The 15,310-nt window shown below is 49.6% G+C and carries 16 protein-coding genes and 1 other RNA gene; 6 read left to right on the forward strand and 11 right to left on the reverse strand.

The window, feature by feature from the left end; genetic code table 11:
• The first annotated feature begins 660 nt into the window (after positions 1-660).
• Positions 661-2,220 (forward strand): P-loop NTPase fold protein, encoded by a 1,560-nt coding sequence (locus P3C52_RS08915; RefSeq protein WP_275554663.1) that lies wholly within the window; start codon positions 661-663, stop codon positions 2,218-2,220.
• 153 nt (positions 2,221-2,373) lie between these two features.
• Here the strand turns inward: P3C52_RS08915 and P3C52_RS08920 are convergent, their stop codons facing one another.
• The 6 genes from P3C52_RS08920 to P3C52_RS08945 are packed head-to-tail and all read right to left on the reverse strand — an operon-like array spanning position 2,374 to position 6,334.
• Positions 2,374-4,689 carry a primase-helicase zinc-binding domain-containing protein gene (locus P3C52_RS08920; RefSeq protein ID WP_275554664.1) on the reverse strand — a complete coding sequence of 772 codons (2,316 nt, stop codon included), beginning with the start codon at positions 4,687-4,689 and terminating at the stop codon, positions 2,374-2,376.
• Between the two features lie 13 nt (positions 4,690-4,702).
• The gene (locus P3C52_RS08925; RefSeq protein ID WP_275554665.1) at positions 4,703-5,044 is read right to left on the reverse strand and encodes a DUF5375 family protein; all 342 of its coding nucleotides are present in this window, start codon (positions 5,042-5,044) and stop codon (positions 4,703-4,705) included.
• Positions 5,031-5,297 carry a hypothetical protein gene (locus P3C52_RS08930; RefSeq protein ID WP_275554666.1) on the reverse strand — a complete coding sequence of 89 codons (267 nt, stop codon included), beginning with the start codon at positions 5,295-5,297 and terminating at the stop codon, positions 5,031-5,033. Before P3C52_RS08930 ends, P3C52_RS08925 begins: the two co-directional genes overlap by 14 nt.
• Entirely contained in the window at positions 5,294-5,818 is a 525-nt protein-coding gene (locus P3C52_RS08935) for a host cell division inhibitor Icd-like protein (protein ID WP_275554667.1), read from the reverse strand. Before P3C52_RS08935 ends, P3C52_RS08930 begins: the two co-directional genes overlap by 4 nt.
• 13 nt (positions 5,819-5,831) lie before the next feature.
• Entirely contained in the window at positions 5,832-6,080 is a 249-nt protein-coding gene (locus tag P3C52_RS08940) for a hypothetical protein (protein ID WP_275554668.1), read from the reverse strand.
• Positions 6,077-6,334: an AlpA family transcriptional regulator gene (locus P3C52_RS08945; protein ID WP_275554669.1), complete on the reverse strand. Its 258-nt coding sequence runs from the start codon at positions 6,332-6,334 to the stop codon at positions 6,077-6,079. The genes P3C52_RS08940 and P3C52_RS08945 overlap by 4 nt, the downstream gene beginning before the upstream one ends.
• A gap of 508 nt (positions 6,335-6,842) precedes the next feature.
• Between P3C52_RS08945 and P3C52_RS08950 the strand changes: the two genes are divergently transcribed.
• From P3C52_RS08950 to P3C52_RS08960, 3 genes are all read left to right on the forward strand, one after another.
• Positions 6,843-7,553 carry a hypothetical protein gene (locus tag P3C52_RS08950; protein ID WP_275554670.1) on the forward strand — a complete coding sequence of 237 codons (711 nt, stop codon included), beginning with the start codon at positions 6,843-6,845 and terminating at the stop codon, positions 7,551-7,553.
• Positions 7,550-7,801 carry an ogr/Delta-like zinc finger family protein gene (locus P3C52_RS08955; protein WP_275554671.1) on the forward strand — a complete coding sequence of 84 codons (252 nt, stop codon included), beginning with the start codon at positions 7,550-7,552 and terminating at the stop codon, positions 7,799-7,801. The genes P3C52_RS08950 and P3C52_RS08955 overlap by 4 nt, the downstream gene beginning before the upstream one ends.
• Positions 7,802-8,527: 726 nt before the next feature.
• Positions 8,528-9,718 carry a hypothetical protein gene (locus P3C52_RS08960; protein WP_275554672.1) on the forward strand — a complete coding sequence of 397 codons (1,191 nt, stop codon included), beginning with the start codon at positions 8,528-8,530 and terminating at the stop codon, positions 9,716-9,718.
• A gap of 179 nt (positions 9,719-9,897) precedes the next feature.
• On the opposite strand, the gene P3C52_RS08965 is transcribed toward P3C52_RS08960, so the two are convergent.
• The 3 genes from P3C52_RS08965 to smpB form a co-directional block, all read right to left on the reverse strand.
• Positions 9,898-11,088 carry an integrase domain-containing protein gene (locus P3C52_RS08965; protein ID WP_275554673.1) on the reverse strand — a complete coding sequence of 397 codons (1,191 nt, stop codon included), beginning with the start codon at positions 11,086-11,088 and terminating at the stop codon, positions 9,898-9,900.
• 192 nt (positions 11,089-11,280) lie between these two features.
• Positions 11,281-11,644: a transfer-messenger RNA gene (gene ssrA / locus P3C52_RS08970) on the reverse strand.
• Positions 11,645-11,688: 44 nt separating this feature from the next.
• Positions 11,689-12,171, reverse strand: coding sequence for an SsrA-binding protein SmpB (gene smpB / locus P3C52_RS08975; protein ID WP_275554674.1), 483 nt, complete (start codon positions 12,169-12,171; stop codon positions 11,689-11,691).
• Positions 12,172-12,330: 159 nt separating this feature from the next.
• On the opposite strand from smpB, the gene P3C52_RS08980 reads away from it, so the two are divergent.
• Both P3C52_RS08980 and P3C52_RS08985 read left to right on the forward strand, forming a co-directional pair.
• Positions 12,331-12,765, forward strand: a complete 435-nt coding sequence (locus tag P3C52_RS08980) for a type II toxin-antitoxin system RatA family toxin (RefSeq protein ID WP_275554675.1) — start codon at positions 12,331-12,333, stop codon at positions 12,763-12,765.
• Positions 12,758-13,045, forward strand: a complete 288-nt coding sequence (locus tag P3C52_RS08985; RefSeq protein WP_275554676.1) for an RnfH family protein — start codon at positions 12,758-12,760, stop codon at positions 13,043-13,045. The genes P3C52_RS08980 and P3C52_RS08985 overlap by 8 nt, the downstream gene beginning before the upstream one ends.
• Positions 13,046-13,082: 37 nt before the next feature.
• On the opposite strand, the gene bamE is transcribed toward P3C52_RS08985, so the two are convergent.
• On the reverse strand, positions 13,083-13,436 hold the full coding sequence (bamE, locus tag P3C52_RS08990) for an outer membrane protein assembly factor BamE (RefSeq protein WP_275554677.1): 354 nt from the start codon (positions 13,434-13,436) through the stop codon (positions 13,083-13,085).
• Positions 13,437-13,621: 185 nt separating this feature from the next.
• Positions 13,622-15,283: a DNA repair protein RecN gene (gene recN, locus P3C52_RS08995; RefSeq protein WP_275554678.1), complete on the reverse strand. Its 1,662-nt coding sequence runs from the start codon at positions 15,281-15,283 to the stop codon at positions 13,622-13,624.
• Between the last annotated feature and the right edge of the window lie 27 nt (positions 15,284-15,310).

The following is a 15,310-nucleotide window of genomic DNA, read 5'->3' on the forward strand; positions in this document are numbered from 1 at the left end:
GGCTTGCGCCATGCGGGCTCTCAGGACTTCATCGGATGACTCTGGTAATCACCGATGGAGAATTTTGGTGGGCTGGCGGAGTCTGAGTTTTTATTGCAAGTACCTGTAATATTGGGTTTTTATGTAATTCAACTTTTATTTGTGTACCTAAACGTGTACCAATTATTTAATGCCATGTCCTAAACGGCTTCGCCAGGCTCACAAACGTTCAGCGTTAAATCCAAATAAAATGATTTATTGATAAAGTATTCACACTGTTCACTCTTGCTTTTTATTCATTGAATTCATCAGGTTGCATAGTGAATGGTTTTATAACAATGTTCATGAGTGAACACTAGGAGTAATCACCTACACTCGAGTAATTAGAAATCAGTCTAAGCCGGTTTAAGTGGAGGAAGTTATCAGGTGCTGCATGTTCACTGCACACCTGTCTCGTTGTTAGCATGGCAACGTTTGCAACGGTATCATGGTCGGCTTTGTGCCAAAAGCGGATACCATCGATAGTGTAATAAGAGGTAAACTGCTATTTTTAAGATAAATATTAATCTCATGTGCATTTATGTGATAAAGATTATCCTTTTTCAAAAAGTTAGGGATTGACATTAAATTATCTCATAAGCATATTTGATTTTAGTTTGGTTACTCAAAGGACTAAGCCAAGTGAACACTTTCATATTCAGAAATAATGATGAAATCGGGAAGTTAGAGGCTGAATCAGACACTTACTTAGACTCTTGCTTTTTAGAGACAAGTATATTCAAAGGTATCATGAACTTTGATTCATCTGAGAAAAATCCAGATTTCACAAAAAGAATCATAGTTGGAAGAACTGGTAGTGGTAAGTCAGCGCTTTTAAAAAAGATTATCGATGAAGGAAGCATAAAGGTTTATGATAAAATTGAAGCGGAAAATACTATTTTTGAACATGTTAAAAATAATGTTTTTATTTCATCTCTAAATGATAGCGGGATCGACTTGAGAGTTTTTTATAAGTCTTTATGGCTACACGCGCTACTAATAAAAGTCATTCCAGCCTTACATCGATCAACTTATCAAAGCTTTTTCAACAAAATTCAAGAATTAATTGGTGGGAAAAAGAAACCATATAATCCAGAACTAGCAAATGAATACATCGAACAATTTAAAGACGTTTTTTTTAATGACAAGGCTTTAGTGGAAATAAGCAATAAAATGCAGACCGAGTTATCTTCTAAGATAGGTATAAAGGGTATAGATCTCGGAGGTAAACTTGGTCGAGAAGATACACAGAAAGTACAATCTGAAACATCCAGTTATGTAAGTAGAGAGTTAATCAGAAAACAAAAAGAATTGATAAAAATATTAAATGAAGAGTTTTCTGAAGTTGGGCAATTTAGGATTATTATAAGTATCGATGATCTTGACCGCTCTTGGCTAAGCTCTAGCGATATAAGGTATGATTTTATAAATGCATTGTTAGAAGCATTTAGAGAATTGCTTGACGTTAAATCAGTTAAGATATTGATTTCGATCAGAACTGATATACTTATGGGTATCTATAACAAAACATTAAGGCAAGACGAGAAAGATCAGTCACTTATCTACTCAGTTTCTTGGAATAAAACTGAAATACGACAAATAATTGACATGCGCATTAATCACTTGGTTAAAAACAAATATCAAGGTTCTCGCAATATTACAATGAGAGATATTTTTGATTTTGATATTGATAACGTACATGCTGATGACTATATTTTGGATAGAACAATGTTAAGACCTAGAGACGCGATAAGCTTTGTAAATTATTGTCTAAAGGAGTGCGATGGAAATGTAAGCATTAATCAAGATATAGTTTTAATGGCGGAAGAGAAGTTTTTTTCTTCTAGAAAAAGAGCCCTGGTTTCAGAGTGGGTAACTATTTACAAAAACATTTCTGACTATATAGACTCTTTGTCCTTGTTAAAAAAGCACGAATTTTCATTAAAATCGATTGAGGAAGATAATAAAAATGAAATCTTAACTTATATCCTTGATAGGGCTTCATCAGACACCGAGAATGATTTACATTCCAAGATAGTAATGAACTTTGATGAATTAATGAAGGTATGGTTTATTGTTGGTGTCATAGGGATAAAAAGGACTGAAACTCTAATAATATACTCTTCATATGATAAACCTGATCTTGATATAACTGACATCAATCGCACCTTCATTATTCATCCTTTATTTAATAGAAGGTGAAACTTTTGGATAGGATCTTGATAAGGACTTGATCTAAATTTTCTACGTCCGCACCTCGCTCAGAGCTGACTTAGGATGCCCTGATTAATTGCGTAAACTTATCCAACATCAAATGTAAAAAACCGGCCTGAGCCGGTTTGCGTTTTACGCGGTTTACTGACTGCATGCGGGCAGCCAGTCTGCCTCGCTATCCTCGTGTAACATAAGGTTAGTCTGGACGCCGTTGCTTGTACGGCGCTTCAGCAGCACCCGCTCATATTCCTTCAGGGTCTGTGGTACAGCCTGACCAAACGCCGTCAGGCTGAGCGGGTGCTGATGGCCGCGCGATTCCATAAACGACAGATAGGCATGATAGAGGTAGCGCTTCGGATTTATCGGCCGGATATTAGCGTTACCCATAAACAAGCCGTTCGGCGTACTCAGCGGCATCAGGTAGCCGCAGAAATCAACCAGCGGGTCGGCCTGCCGCTTGATATCCAGCGCCTCGCCGGAGTTCTGCTGCATCTGTAGCAGCTCGCGGGCCTCTTCCGGATTTGCAAAGCGCAGCATCAGATGGCGCACGATAACGGCCAGCTCTCCGGCTATTTTGTCCAGCAGGCGCGGATCACGCTCCTTTGCCGGCACTACCTCCGGAAACGTCAGAATCACCCGGCGGCGCGACACGCCGCCGCTGCGATCGCTGAAGCGCATCGGGTTATTGTTCACCGCCAGAATTACCGCCGGGATATGCATTGAGTAGGCATCACGGTACTTCGGGTCAATAGCCACCGCATCACCGCCAGTGATCGCCTTAATGCCTGCGCCGTCACCGCTCCATTTTTCCTGGTCAGGCAGAATGATAAGCGAGAAGCCCACCACGCTGGCGCGCTCGCGGGATGACTCCAGCGTGTCGATGGTCGCCGACGTGGTGTTGTCCTTTCCGGCCAGCAGCGTGGCAATAGAGGCCATCACGCTTTTCCCGCTACCGCCGGGGCCGGTGACCTCAAGGAACATCTGCCAGTCGTAGCGGTTAGCCAGCACCATAAATAACGCCGCGAGGATACGCTCCTGCTTGTCGTGATTACGCCCGGCAGCCCGCGTCAGCCACTGCCAGAAAGACGGGGCGTGTTCTTCGAGGTTTTCCCCCGGACGCGGGTCGGTATAGTCCACGCTGTTAACCGTGCGCAGCCAGTTCTCCCGGCGGTGCGGGCCAAAGGTGCCGGTCACGGTGTCAAAGACGCCGTTGCGAAAGCCAATCAGGCGGCGGGCCGGTTCGCCCGTTTGCGGCACCATCAGCTTGAGCGTGTCCAGTACGCTGCCGATACCGGCAGCCGAAAAGGGCGCGCGTACCTTCTGAAACAGTGCGGCGATTTCGCGGCGCAGCGTCTGTACCGGTATTACCTGCCAGGCACCGTTCTCATAGCGGCAGATTTCCTCGCCCACCGGCGGTACGGCCAGCGCCTGACCGTAATGCTCCAGAAGCAGCTCCGCCTTTTCGCTGGCGCTCATGGCCTTCAGGTCAGCCTCGCTGACTGACTCAAACGGGCTGGGCTTCTGCGGCTGCGTAAAGGTAACAAGCTGCGCCTGCGTGGCGATATCCCCCTGCGCCTGCCAGACGTCGTTCCAGTCGCCATTAACCGGCGGCAGGGCAGCTTTGCCACCGCAGATTTTTGCCGCTTCCTCTGCCTTCAGCTGGCCGGTGCCGTTGTCGTCATGGTCTGCGGCAATCAGCATCAGCGCGTCGGGGTAAACCTGACGCAGCTGTGCTGCCAGTGCGGGCAGGTTGTTGGCGCTGAGCGCCACGTAAACTGCCTGCCCGGTAAGACGGTGAACGGTCAGGCCCGTGGCGTAACCTTCCGTAAGCCACAGCGTTTTGCCGTCCGGTCTGCCTGCCAGATGCCAGGCACCTTTTACCCGTCCGCCCGGCAGGGTGCGCTTGTCACCTGCAGCGCTGATAAGCTGCACGTTAACGGCCGTACCGTCTTCACCGGTCAGCGGTACGAGCAAATCCCCGGCGGCAAAACTGATGCCGCCACAGCGCAGCCCGGCGCTGAGCGTGAGCACCTGCGTGTCGTGCAGCCCTTTTGATAACAGGTAGGCATTATCCGTGCGGATGACAGCGGCGGCGATAAGCGCCTGCGCCTGCTCAGCGGCGTCAGTCTGTGCGCTTGCTTTGTCTTCCGGCTTACCGGGCCCGGTAAGAGTCGCCTGCGGCAGCGTGCCGAGCATTCCGGCCACCCTGACGGCGGCCTCTTTTGTGTTCACGGCGAGCGCCTTTTCCACCAGGTTCAGGCCGTCACCGGCCCCGCACTGGTTACACAGCCATGTGCCGCGTCCGTCCTGATTGTCAAAGCGAAAGCGGTCTTTCCCGCCGCAGACCGGGCAGGCGCCGTGCCGGCCGCAAGCGTGAATGCTGATGCCGAGCGCCGGCAGAAGCTGCGGCCACAGTCCGGTAGCCGCCTTTACAGTGTCAGAGACAATGTGTTTCATGTGCCGTTCCCCCTCAGTGCAGCGTGGCGCGGTTTGCGGCAGCCAGCTGGCTGCAGAACAGTTCATCCATCATGGTGACGCCGAGCGACGTGAGGCGCGGCGGCGCGGTCAGCAGGTCAGGCTCCACCATATCGCCCAGCATGGTGCAGGCCATTTCCATGCCCGCGTCCGGCCCGTGGCGACGCACGTAAAAGCCTTCCAGCTCAAGGGCGATGGTCATCTGCAGTTCATCCAGCGTGGCCGGGACGGTAATGCCCAGGCTTTTACAGGCGTTAAGGTAGCCCTGTGCCAGCGCACGGCGGTAAACGGCGGTGCGCACCTCAACGGGCAGGCAGGAGTGGTTAGTGGTCATCATGGCGGGCCTCCGTGGCAAACATCCGGGATTCACAGGTTTCAACGACTTTGCCGAGCTGGTCGGTCAGCAGGGCAACGACCGAGGCCAGCGCCGCGCCGTCGGGAACGCAGCCGGGCGCGCTCAGGCAGGTAACAGAATCAAACATGTCGAGGACAGTCACGCCAACCGAATGGGCGTGCAGCAGGCGCAGGTAATCGGCATGCGAAATGGAGCAGGCCGACTGGCTGTTCTGGCGTTCAGCTAGGGTGTTCATGCCGCCACCGCCTTAACCGGCAGGCGACCGGCAAAGGAGAGAACGTAGTTGCGAACGAGGCGGGCACGGGCGGTGCGCTCATCTCCGGCAACGGTACGCAGCATGCAGGGGGGCGCGAAGGTATCGGTGCGGCGCACGGCGGCAAAGATAAAAGTGAATTCGGGATGAGTGGCAGCAGGGGCCGTTGTCATGAGGACAATCTCCAGGGTTAGCTTTGTACAGCCACCACAAGAGTTCTCACGCTCTGGTGGTGACCCGAACGGGGGTGAGAAACCGGCAACCTTGGAAACCGGCCAGCCCGAAGGCTGCCCCGCCCGGGCCACCATAACTCGGATGCAGCTGCGGCATAAGAACCGCAGCGCAAATGACAGGCGCACGAGGGCAAAGACACAAAAAAAGACGCACGGCGCGTCTGGTGTCGCCAAGATTAAGCTCGGGTTCTCACGCCCGGCTGCCGATTTTGCGGCAGCGCGAAAACTGTATAACGGCCGCTTGCCAGAGAAAAGCCTTTTTTCACACATCAGGGCGTTTTCCTCAGCAATCGGTCAGGACGTGATCGGATTGCGGCGGATTTGATCGGAAGTTCTCACCTGAAGTAGTCCCATTATCCTTTGCCGGTTTCCGTTGCGCAGCAAACACGGAAATATGACCGTGACGGATGCTGTTGAATACGGGTGGCGTACCGGATTTGCCGCCAGCGGCGGAAAGGAGGCTTTCAGCCATGTATACGGCCTCCTCCCGGCTGAGCGGGTAGCTGCGGGTACCAACGTTCAGCTGGATCATGATGCACCTCCGGCACGCAGAGCAATACGTGCCTGCATCCAGTCATCAATCTCAGAGGCCAGCCACGCGACGTTCTTGCCGCCCAGCGAAATTTGTGACGGAAACTGCTCGCGGCAGATTAGGTCGTAAATAGTGGAGCGGGACAGGCCGCAGGTATTGATGACCTCCGGCAGGCGCATAAAGCGATCACGGGGATAAGTAACCTCGCGGGAAACGGGTGCGGCCGGGGCCGAAGTGGATGAAGCTGTGTACATGGTGTTACCTCTGTTTATGTCCGGCCGGTACTGACCGGCTACGGTGGTGTCTTCAGGTAACCCCCTATTTTGAGAATATTTTTTCCTGTGTAAACAAGCCCCGACTGAACAAAAAATAAGCGCGGGAGCCTTCTGTTCTACCCTGTTATCCACTGTTTGCCAAAACAGACCATCGATAAAAAATTTCGCTTAATTATTTAATGATTAACAGGTAAAAACATTCAAAAACTGCTCGCCAGAAAAAAGACGACTCAGAAGCGGATGAACAGGAGTGAAGACCGGGTGAACAGTAATATTTCAAGTATTCACCGTCTTAATGACTGTATTTATTATCTTTTTTTAAGGGTGAAGAGTAGTGAACAGTTTTATATAAACTTAAATTCAGGAAAGGGCTAACGGGCCGGTAAACGGGGCTGTTTGTTGAGCGACAGGCAGGCAGCAATGAAATGATTTGTTCGCTGGTGAACGACAGAATAGCTCCATCCTTTACAGACGATGAGACACAACGATGAGCATTCCGGAAAACAGTACCGCCCTGGGAAAATTTGAGCAGGCCCGCAACGCGCACATCGCAAAGATGAAAGAGTACAATGCCATCTGCGCCGATATTACCCGCTGCGGGAAAGAACGTGACGCAGCCATTGAGGCCGGTAAGGAAGCCGAAATTAACTGGCGCACGCGCTTTCGCAACCTGCGCGGTAATCTGACCGATGAAATGAAAGCTGAACACAGCCAGCGCATCGCCAGCCGTGAACTGGCTAATGAATTTACCGGCCTGATAGAAGAACTGGAGCTGGATAAGCAGCTCGCCATGATTGGCAGCTGTGGTACCGCTCATTCCTACATAAACGCTCACCGAATGGCTTTTAACGAGTTTGCCGACGTGACCTGGCAATCGGCCCTGCGCAACGTCAGTCCGTCCCTGCTGTGGGCCATCCGTCTGCGACTTCAGCGTGAGAAGGTTAATCCCCGTGAGGATGACGAACGGAGCGACATGCAGGTGGTAGCAGAGCTGGTTGGTAACGCGCTGACGCGGGCAGCGGCCGCACTGCCTGAAGAAGTGCTGAAGGAAGCTCCGGTGCTGGAAAATATTGGGCTGTGGCGCCCGTCGCTGACCGGCGTTGACATGAAATTGTATAACAGCCCATGCAGCCGTCACCAGCTGATGCAGTCAGTTAACGAGAAACGCGCCAGACTGAAACAGGGCAACGAAAAATGATGCACTGTCCGTACTGCAAAAGTCCGGCACACGCCAAATCGAGCCGCTACATGTCCGAACAGGTGAAAGAGCGTTATCACCAGTGTACAAACCTTGACTGTTCCTGCTCGTTTAAGACTAGCGAGAGCGTTACAAAGGTAATTACTGCGCCGCCACAGCCTGAACCGGCGAAAGTGGCTGCGCCAGAACCGGTAAAAGAGTGGCAGACGCTCGGGCGTTATGGATCATCCTTTCGCACCCTTCATTAACCACAACGGCCGCTGGATACACAGCGGCTTTTTTGTGTCCGGTTTATGCCCTTCACCGCCTTTTTTCTGGCCAGCCCGGTTTGTAAAGGGCAATGCATGCATACGGTGCATGTATTTGCATGCAGAATGCAGCCCTCAGACAACCCATCAGGCGCATATCTGGCGCGGCTTCACTCGGTTTATGCAGCTGCATTAAAAACGATGCATAAAGCGGGCAGGCGAGGCGGGGATAGCATTGCGCGCTGACCTTTTTGTGTAATTCCTAGGCGCAATTGGCTTCCTTTCATGTGTATTAGCTCAAACTTGAGCTGACAGTTTTCACCGGCAGCACACAATTAAATCTGACAGTCTGCTTAGAGCGAGAAAGAGACATCTAACCTTCTTAACGAATGATTCGTGGTAGCACTACAAAAGTGCCTAGATTAGCCGCAGTAATCCAAGAAGAATAAGTCACACGCCCATATTTTTATCAAAAAAAACCATGATGCAAAACAGCGCTTGTATTTTTTTTAATAAATAGTAGTGTTACTTTTTCCCTGAAAATAATCAATCTAAAATGAATATTAGAAAAATAAAGCAGTCCAGATTTGATTCTCTAGCGGCGTATGCGAGGGACCCCCGGGCAAAACCTTTGGTAGGGAGATCGCTTGGTATGAAACTGAAGACAAAAGTATTGTTTCATGCATCATACAAGATTACACTGATAAAGATTTTTTCGGGATATTAATGGCTCGTGATGAATCTGAACGATACCGTTTTATTGATAATTCCGAATGGAATGAAAATTTTTCTCTTTCTGAATCCGCCTTGTTGGCCAAAATACTAGAAATACATGAAAATATTGATAAAGAAAGATTGCAAGGGGGGGCTCATAAGGCCCCGGTTGATTTTTTTACCCCACTAGTAAAAACAAAAAACAAACTATCTCCTCTTTTCAGCGAGTTGGTGTCTAATTCATTATTTGCTTCTGCAAAGAATATTATTGAACCCATGATGCGTTGGTATGAAGATGCAGATGGTAATTTTGTAGAGCAATTTCAGACAACAGGTTTTAATCAACGAATATGGGAGCTGTATCTATTCGCTCTGTTGACTGAGAATGATATAACATTCAATCAGAAAGAAGCTATTCCTGACTTTATTTGTGACAGTTTTCAAGGTGAATTTTGCATAGAAGCTACAACTGTCAACCCTTCAATAATAGAGGGTAAAGATGAAGAATTGCCACAATATCACAACTTAAAAGATTTGGAAGATATAAAGAATAACTATTATCCTATAAAATATGGTAGTGCTCTTTTTTCAAAACTTAAAAAAAAGTATTGGGAAAAGCCAGTTTGTAAAGATAAGCCTTTAGTTTTTGCTATCACAGACTGTCTCAGTCCTGCTTCCGGTAAGGATTCAAGGGCGTCATTACCATATTATCTTTATGGGTACAGACATGAGGCCAAAGTAGACGATAGTGGGAGTGTGACAATAGTTCCTGTAAAGATCGAAGAGCATACTTGGGGGAAAAAAGTAATACCTTCAGGTTTTTTTAATCTTCCAGAAGCGGAAAATATTAGCGCTGTGATTTTCTCTAATGATGCATCATTTGGAAAGTTCAATCGTATGGGACTTCTAAATGAATTTGCACCTGAAGGTTCAGAGATGATTAGGACAGGACTTAGAATTAATCATGATGTCAATGCAATAAGACCTCAATCATTTAGCCTGGAAGTCGGCTCTCCTTCCTACCATGAGCAATGGAGTGAAGGTCTAGAGGTTTACCATAACCCTAACGCTTTACATCCTCTATCTAGGAATGTATTTCAAGAGGCCGCGAATCATTATTTATTAGCTGATGGGCAAATTAAAACATATTTACCAGACTTTCATCCGCTTGGTTCAATTACTAAAGTAAAACATTTAGAGTAAGCGTTAGTATTTATTTTAAAAGGCTAAAATATACTATTTTGTTACCGAAGGTGGGGCAACCCACCTTCGATTTATGTCAGCAACGTCCGCTACTGGCACAGAGCTGCCTGTCAGATTAGGTTTAGTACTGTGCCATAGCTGTGTCACGTCAAATTTAAGCTAATACATTTCATGTTGGGCTAACTTTTATAGGTGAATGTGCCCCACCAACTCATCATGTCTTTACGTTGTTCGAGATAAGTAGAACGGTTGTAGGCTCTCCTTACTTCGTTTTTATCGCTATGTGCAAGAGCTGACTCGATGACATCAGGGTTAAAGCTGGCTTCGTTGAGCGCGGTACTGGCTATGGAACGCAGACCATGAGCAACCAACTTACCGCCATAACCCATGCGCTTTAATGCGGCATTCGCAGTCTGGCTATTCATTGGTTGTTTGGGATCGTTACGGCTTGGAAAAACATGTTGCCGGTTAGCGCTTAGCGGCCTCATAACCCCGAGAATTTCCAAAGCTTGTTTCGATAAAGGAACGACATGTTCACGCTTGGCCTTCATGCGCTCTGCTGGAATAACCCAAAGTTTCGAATCGAAGTCGATTTCTGCCCATTCTGTGCCAGAGGCTTCTGACGGTCGTACAAGGGTGAGAAGTTGCCATTCGATTAAACAGCGAGTCGTGATTGAGAGATTGGACATTACTAAGGAACGCATTAGCTTTGGCAGTTCTTCCGGTCGTAATGTTGGCATGTTCTGTTTTTTTGGCCTTTCGAAAGCCATACCAACGCCCGAAGCAGGGTTAGCATCAATCAACCCGGTGTTGACTGCATAAATCATGATCTCGTTGATACGCTGAACTAGGCGGCGAACTGTTTCAAGCGCCCCACGAGCTTTAACCGGCTCCAGTGCTTCAACAATCGTCCTGGCTTTGAGTGCCTGGACAGGAATTTCGCCAATAGCGGGAAATACATCCTTTTCCAGCGATCGCCAAATATCCTTCGCGTAATCTTCGGTGACGCTTTTGCTTTTGAGCTGGAACCACCTTCCGGCCACAACTGAAAAAATGCTATCCAGTTCGATTTGGCGTTGTTCCGATACTTCCTCTTGCTGCTTCTGCGGGTCAATCCCTTGCGCAAGCATCGAAAGATATTGGTCACGCATTTGGCGTGCGGCAGCGAGCGTTAGGGCAGGGTAAGAGCCGAGACTGAGATTTGTGCGACTGCTGCTATTAGGCCGCTGATAGCGAAAACGCCACAGCTTTTTACCTGATGTTTTGACGAGCAGGAAAAGCCCGTCGCCATCGTGCAGCGTGAAGTCTTTTTCTTGAGGCTTAGCTTTGAGGATTTCGTTATTGGTGAGGGGGCGTGTCATCCGCGCCATGACTGGTTTCCGTCCATAATTGGTACACGTTTTTGGCCCACATTATAACGTGTACCTAAACGTGTACCAATTTTCTCTGGATTTAGCCGGAACGCTACGGACTGTTACAGACACAAAAAAGCCCGCAGGGCTTACGCCATGCGGGCTTTCAGGACTTCTACGGATGGCTCTGGAACCATCTTTGAAGAATTTTGGTGGAGCTGGCGGGAGTTGAACCCGCGTCCGAAATTCCTACATCCTCGGTACTACATGCTTAGTCCAGTCTTTACATTCGCTTGTCAGCTGCGGACGGACACGCCACTAACAAACTAGCCTGATTAGTTTTAACGCTTCAACCCCAGGCAGGGCATCCACGCGATCTCTTTTGGGTTTGACCTCTCTTGATCCCCGTCCTAAGAGCGGAGGCTAGGGAGAGAGGGCTCTAAGCAGGTTATTAAGCTGCTAGTGCGTAGTTTTCGTCGTTTGCGACTATTTTTTTGCGGCTTTTTACGAGGCCAACCGCCCCTCGGCATGCACCTTGGGTTTCGCGAATCCCGTCGAATCCAGAATCAGCCCCAAGAATTAATGAGTATAGCAAAAATCGATTGATGAATCCAGCGCTTAGCGGTGCGCATTCTTCATGATGCGCGCTTTATCTAACTGCCACTCGCGATTTTTCACATCGTCGCGTTTGTCATGCTGTTTTTTACCGCGCGCAACGCCAATCTTCAGCTTGCACCAGGCATTTTTCCAGTAAAGAGACAGCGCAACGACGGTATAGCCTTCGCGATTAACGCGACCGTACAGGCTGTCCAGCTCACGCTGGTTTAGCAGCAGTTTACGGTTACGTGTGGGATCGCAGACTACGTGGCTGGAAGCGACCGACAGCGGTTGAAAGGTTGCACCGAACAGATAAGCTTCGCCATCGCGCAGCAAAATATAACTGTCGCTGATATTGGCCTTACCGGCTCGCAATGATTTAACTTCCCATCCTTGTAGCGCCATTCCCGCTTCGAACTCTTCTTCAATGAAGTATTCATGACGGGCGCGTTTGTTAAGGGCAATAGTGGCAGAACCGGGTTTATGTGCTTTTTTCTTTGTCATAGTGCAACTTAGTTTACATCAGACCAGTGTTAATCGCATCCCCGGCCCCAAAGTCGCCGGGAAAAAAAGCTATTCTAGCACGTCTACAGCCGCAGAGAATTTCTGTTTGACGGTTGAAAATGCTATTATTTGTACGTTTTATGAATGACAGGAAACGATATGGCCCAGATTAGCCGTTCCGCACTCGTGCCTTATAGCGCTGAACAAATGTACCAGTTAGTTAACGATGTTGACGCCTACCCGGAGTTTCTGCCGGGCTGCTCCGGAAGCCGCGTGCTGTCTTCTTCCGAACAGGAGATGACGGCATCGGTTGATGTTTCCAAAGCGGGCATCAGCAAGACCTTCGTAACGCATAATACGCTGACAAATAATCAGAGTATTCGTATGCAGCTGGTAGACGGCCCGTTCCGTAAGTTAACCGGCGGCTGGACGTTCACCTCTTTAGGCGACGATGCCTGTAAAGTTGAACTCAATCTGGAGTTTGAATTTACTAACATGCTGGTTGAACTGGCGTTTGGCCGCATCTTTAAAGAGCTGGCGAACAGCATGGTTCAGGCTTTTACCCATCGTGCGAAAGAGGTTTATCGTGCCTGATGTCACTGTCGAGGTTGTTTACGCGCTGCCCGAAAAACAGTACCTGCGTCAGGTAAAACTGGCAGAGGGAAGCAGCGTTGAACAGGCTATTCAGGCATCCGGTTTACTGGAACTGCGTCATGATATTGACCTGACGCAGAACAAAATCGGTATCTACAGCCGGCCAGTAAAGCTTCAGGATGAGGTTAATGACGGCGATCGCGTCGAAATTTATCGTCCGCTAATTGCCGATCCTAAAGAGCTGCGACGCCAAAGAGCGGAGCGCTCGGCAAAAAAATAAAGGCGCCTCAGCGCCTTTTTTTACATCTGGCTACGGCTTAACTGTTAGTGTTGTTGCCGCTCAGATTCGGTTTGTTATCGATATTGGTCAGAACGCCGCTGCTGTCGAAGGTCAGCGTCAGCGTCTGCTGAGAAACTTTTTCATGGCCAGGCTGCTGGCGGAACACGTAATACCAGGTATTGTTGCCGAACGGATCGCTCATCATCGGCGTACCCAAAGTGTAAGCAACCTGCTGTTTGGTCATGCCCACTCGCAGCTTAGCAATATCAGTGCTGCTGAGATAGTTACCCTGATTAATATCAGGACGGTAAACCACGCGCTCCAGAGTGGAACAACCAGCAGTCATCATGAGAAGTAACACTGCAGCAGCAGTCAGCGTTTTACAGCGCATTTATACATTCCTTTTTTGGGCTCAACGCCTTTTAATCAGCGAATTTAGTGCCAGCACAGTCTGAACTCAGCCTGCGGTCATCGTGTTTCATTCAGGCGACAAGCTGTCGATGATAATAAACCTGACCGCAGTTGGAAACCTCTACAGAGTAAGCATATGACCGCAGGAATGTAAAAAAGTGCGGATCAGGCGGCCAAAAGCTCTTTCGCGTTGGCCAGCGTGTTACGCGTGACTTCGCTGCCGCCCAACAAACGTGCCAGTTCCTGCAGACGCGCCCGCTTATCCAGCGGTTGCATATGGGTTTCGGTCATGGCGCCATCGGTTTCCTTGCTGACAAAGAAATGATGATGACCACAACCCGCCACCTGCGGCAGGTGCGTAACACACATTACCTGCGTCGATTCGCCCAGCTGGCGTAACAGCTTACCGACGACCGCCGCCGTCGGGCCGCTGATGCCCACGTCCACTTCATCGAAAATCAGCGCTGGCGTATCCATTTTACGCGCGGTGATAACCTGAATCGCCAGTGCAATACGCGACAGTTCGCCGCCGGATGCCACTTTCGCTAACGGTTGTAACGGCTGGCCAGGGTTAGTGCTAACGCGGAAGTCGATACGATCGGCACCTTCGGCGGTAAGCTGCTCGGGATTGAATTGTACGGCGATCGTAAACTGCCCGTGCGGCATAGAAAGGGTATGCATACTTTCGGTGATCAGCTGCGTCAGCTCCTGCGCGAAGTGAGTACGCTGTTCATGCAGCTTCTGGGCACTGGCTAAGGCCGCCTGATGATGCTGCGTTACTGCCAGGCTCAATGCTTCCTGATCGCTTTCCTGCTGCGAGAGCAGTTGCTCTTCTTCCAGCAGTTGCTGATGGAAAGCGGGCAGCGTTTCTGGCGTAACATGATGTTTGCGCGCCAGGTTTATCTGACGTGACAGACGCTGCTCAAGCTCATAAAGCCGGTTAGGATCGAGATCGAGGCGGTCGCAATAGTGACGCAATTCATCGCTCGCCTCGCTAATCTGAATTGCCGCTTCTTCCAGCATATTCAGCACGCCGCCCAGCTTCTCATCCATCGTAACCAGGTCGCCCATCATCTGGCGCGCGGTATACAGCAGGCTTTGCAAATTGCTGTCCTCGCCATCCGCCAGCAAATGCAGCGCCTGCTGGCTGGTAGAAAGCAGCTGGCCGCTATTGGCGAGGCGCTTATATTCTTCGTCGATCTGCTCAAACTCGCCGGCAACGGGCGCAAATTCATTCAGCTCTTTGAGCTGATATTGCAGCAGCTCGCGTCGTGCTTCGCGTTCCTGCATTTGCTGCTGATGCTGCGCCAATGCGCGGCAGCTCTGATGCCATTGACGATAGTTAGCTGCCATGCTTTGCATCAGCAGCGGCTGATCGGCATAGGCGTCCAGCAGCGATTTTTGATGTTCCGGTTTGAGCAACAGCTGATGCGCGTGCTGGCCATGAATCTGGATCAGATGCTGACCTAAATCGCGCAGTTGAGAAAGCGGCACCGCAGTACCGTTAATGAAACCGCGTGAGCGGCCGTCGCTGCTGATAACGCGGCGCAGCAGACACTCCTGACCATCATCAAGCTGGTTTTCCTCCAGCCAGCGCTGGGCAGAAGGCGTATCTTTCAGGTTAAAGCGCGCGCAGAGATCGGCACGGCTGGCGCCCTGACGCACCATATCCGCTTCAGCACGTCCGCCCAGGCACAGGCCGAGCGCATCGATAGCAATAGATTTACCGGCCCCGGTTTCACCGGTAATGGCGGTCATGCCACGTTGAAAATCAATTTCCAGCTCGCGAACAATAGCAAAATTACTGATGGTGAGTTGGGCCAGCATACGTGCCTTCCTGTACATAAACACAGA

The sequence above is a fragment of the Mixta sp. Marseille-Q2659 genome (assembly GCF_940807255.1).
Classification (GTDB): Bacteria; Pseudomonadota; Gammaproteobacteria; order Enterobacterales; family Enterobacteriaceae; genus Mixta.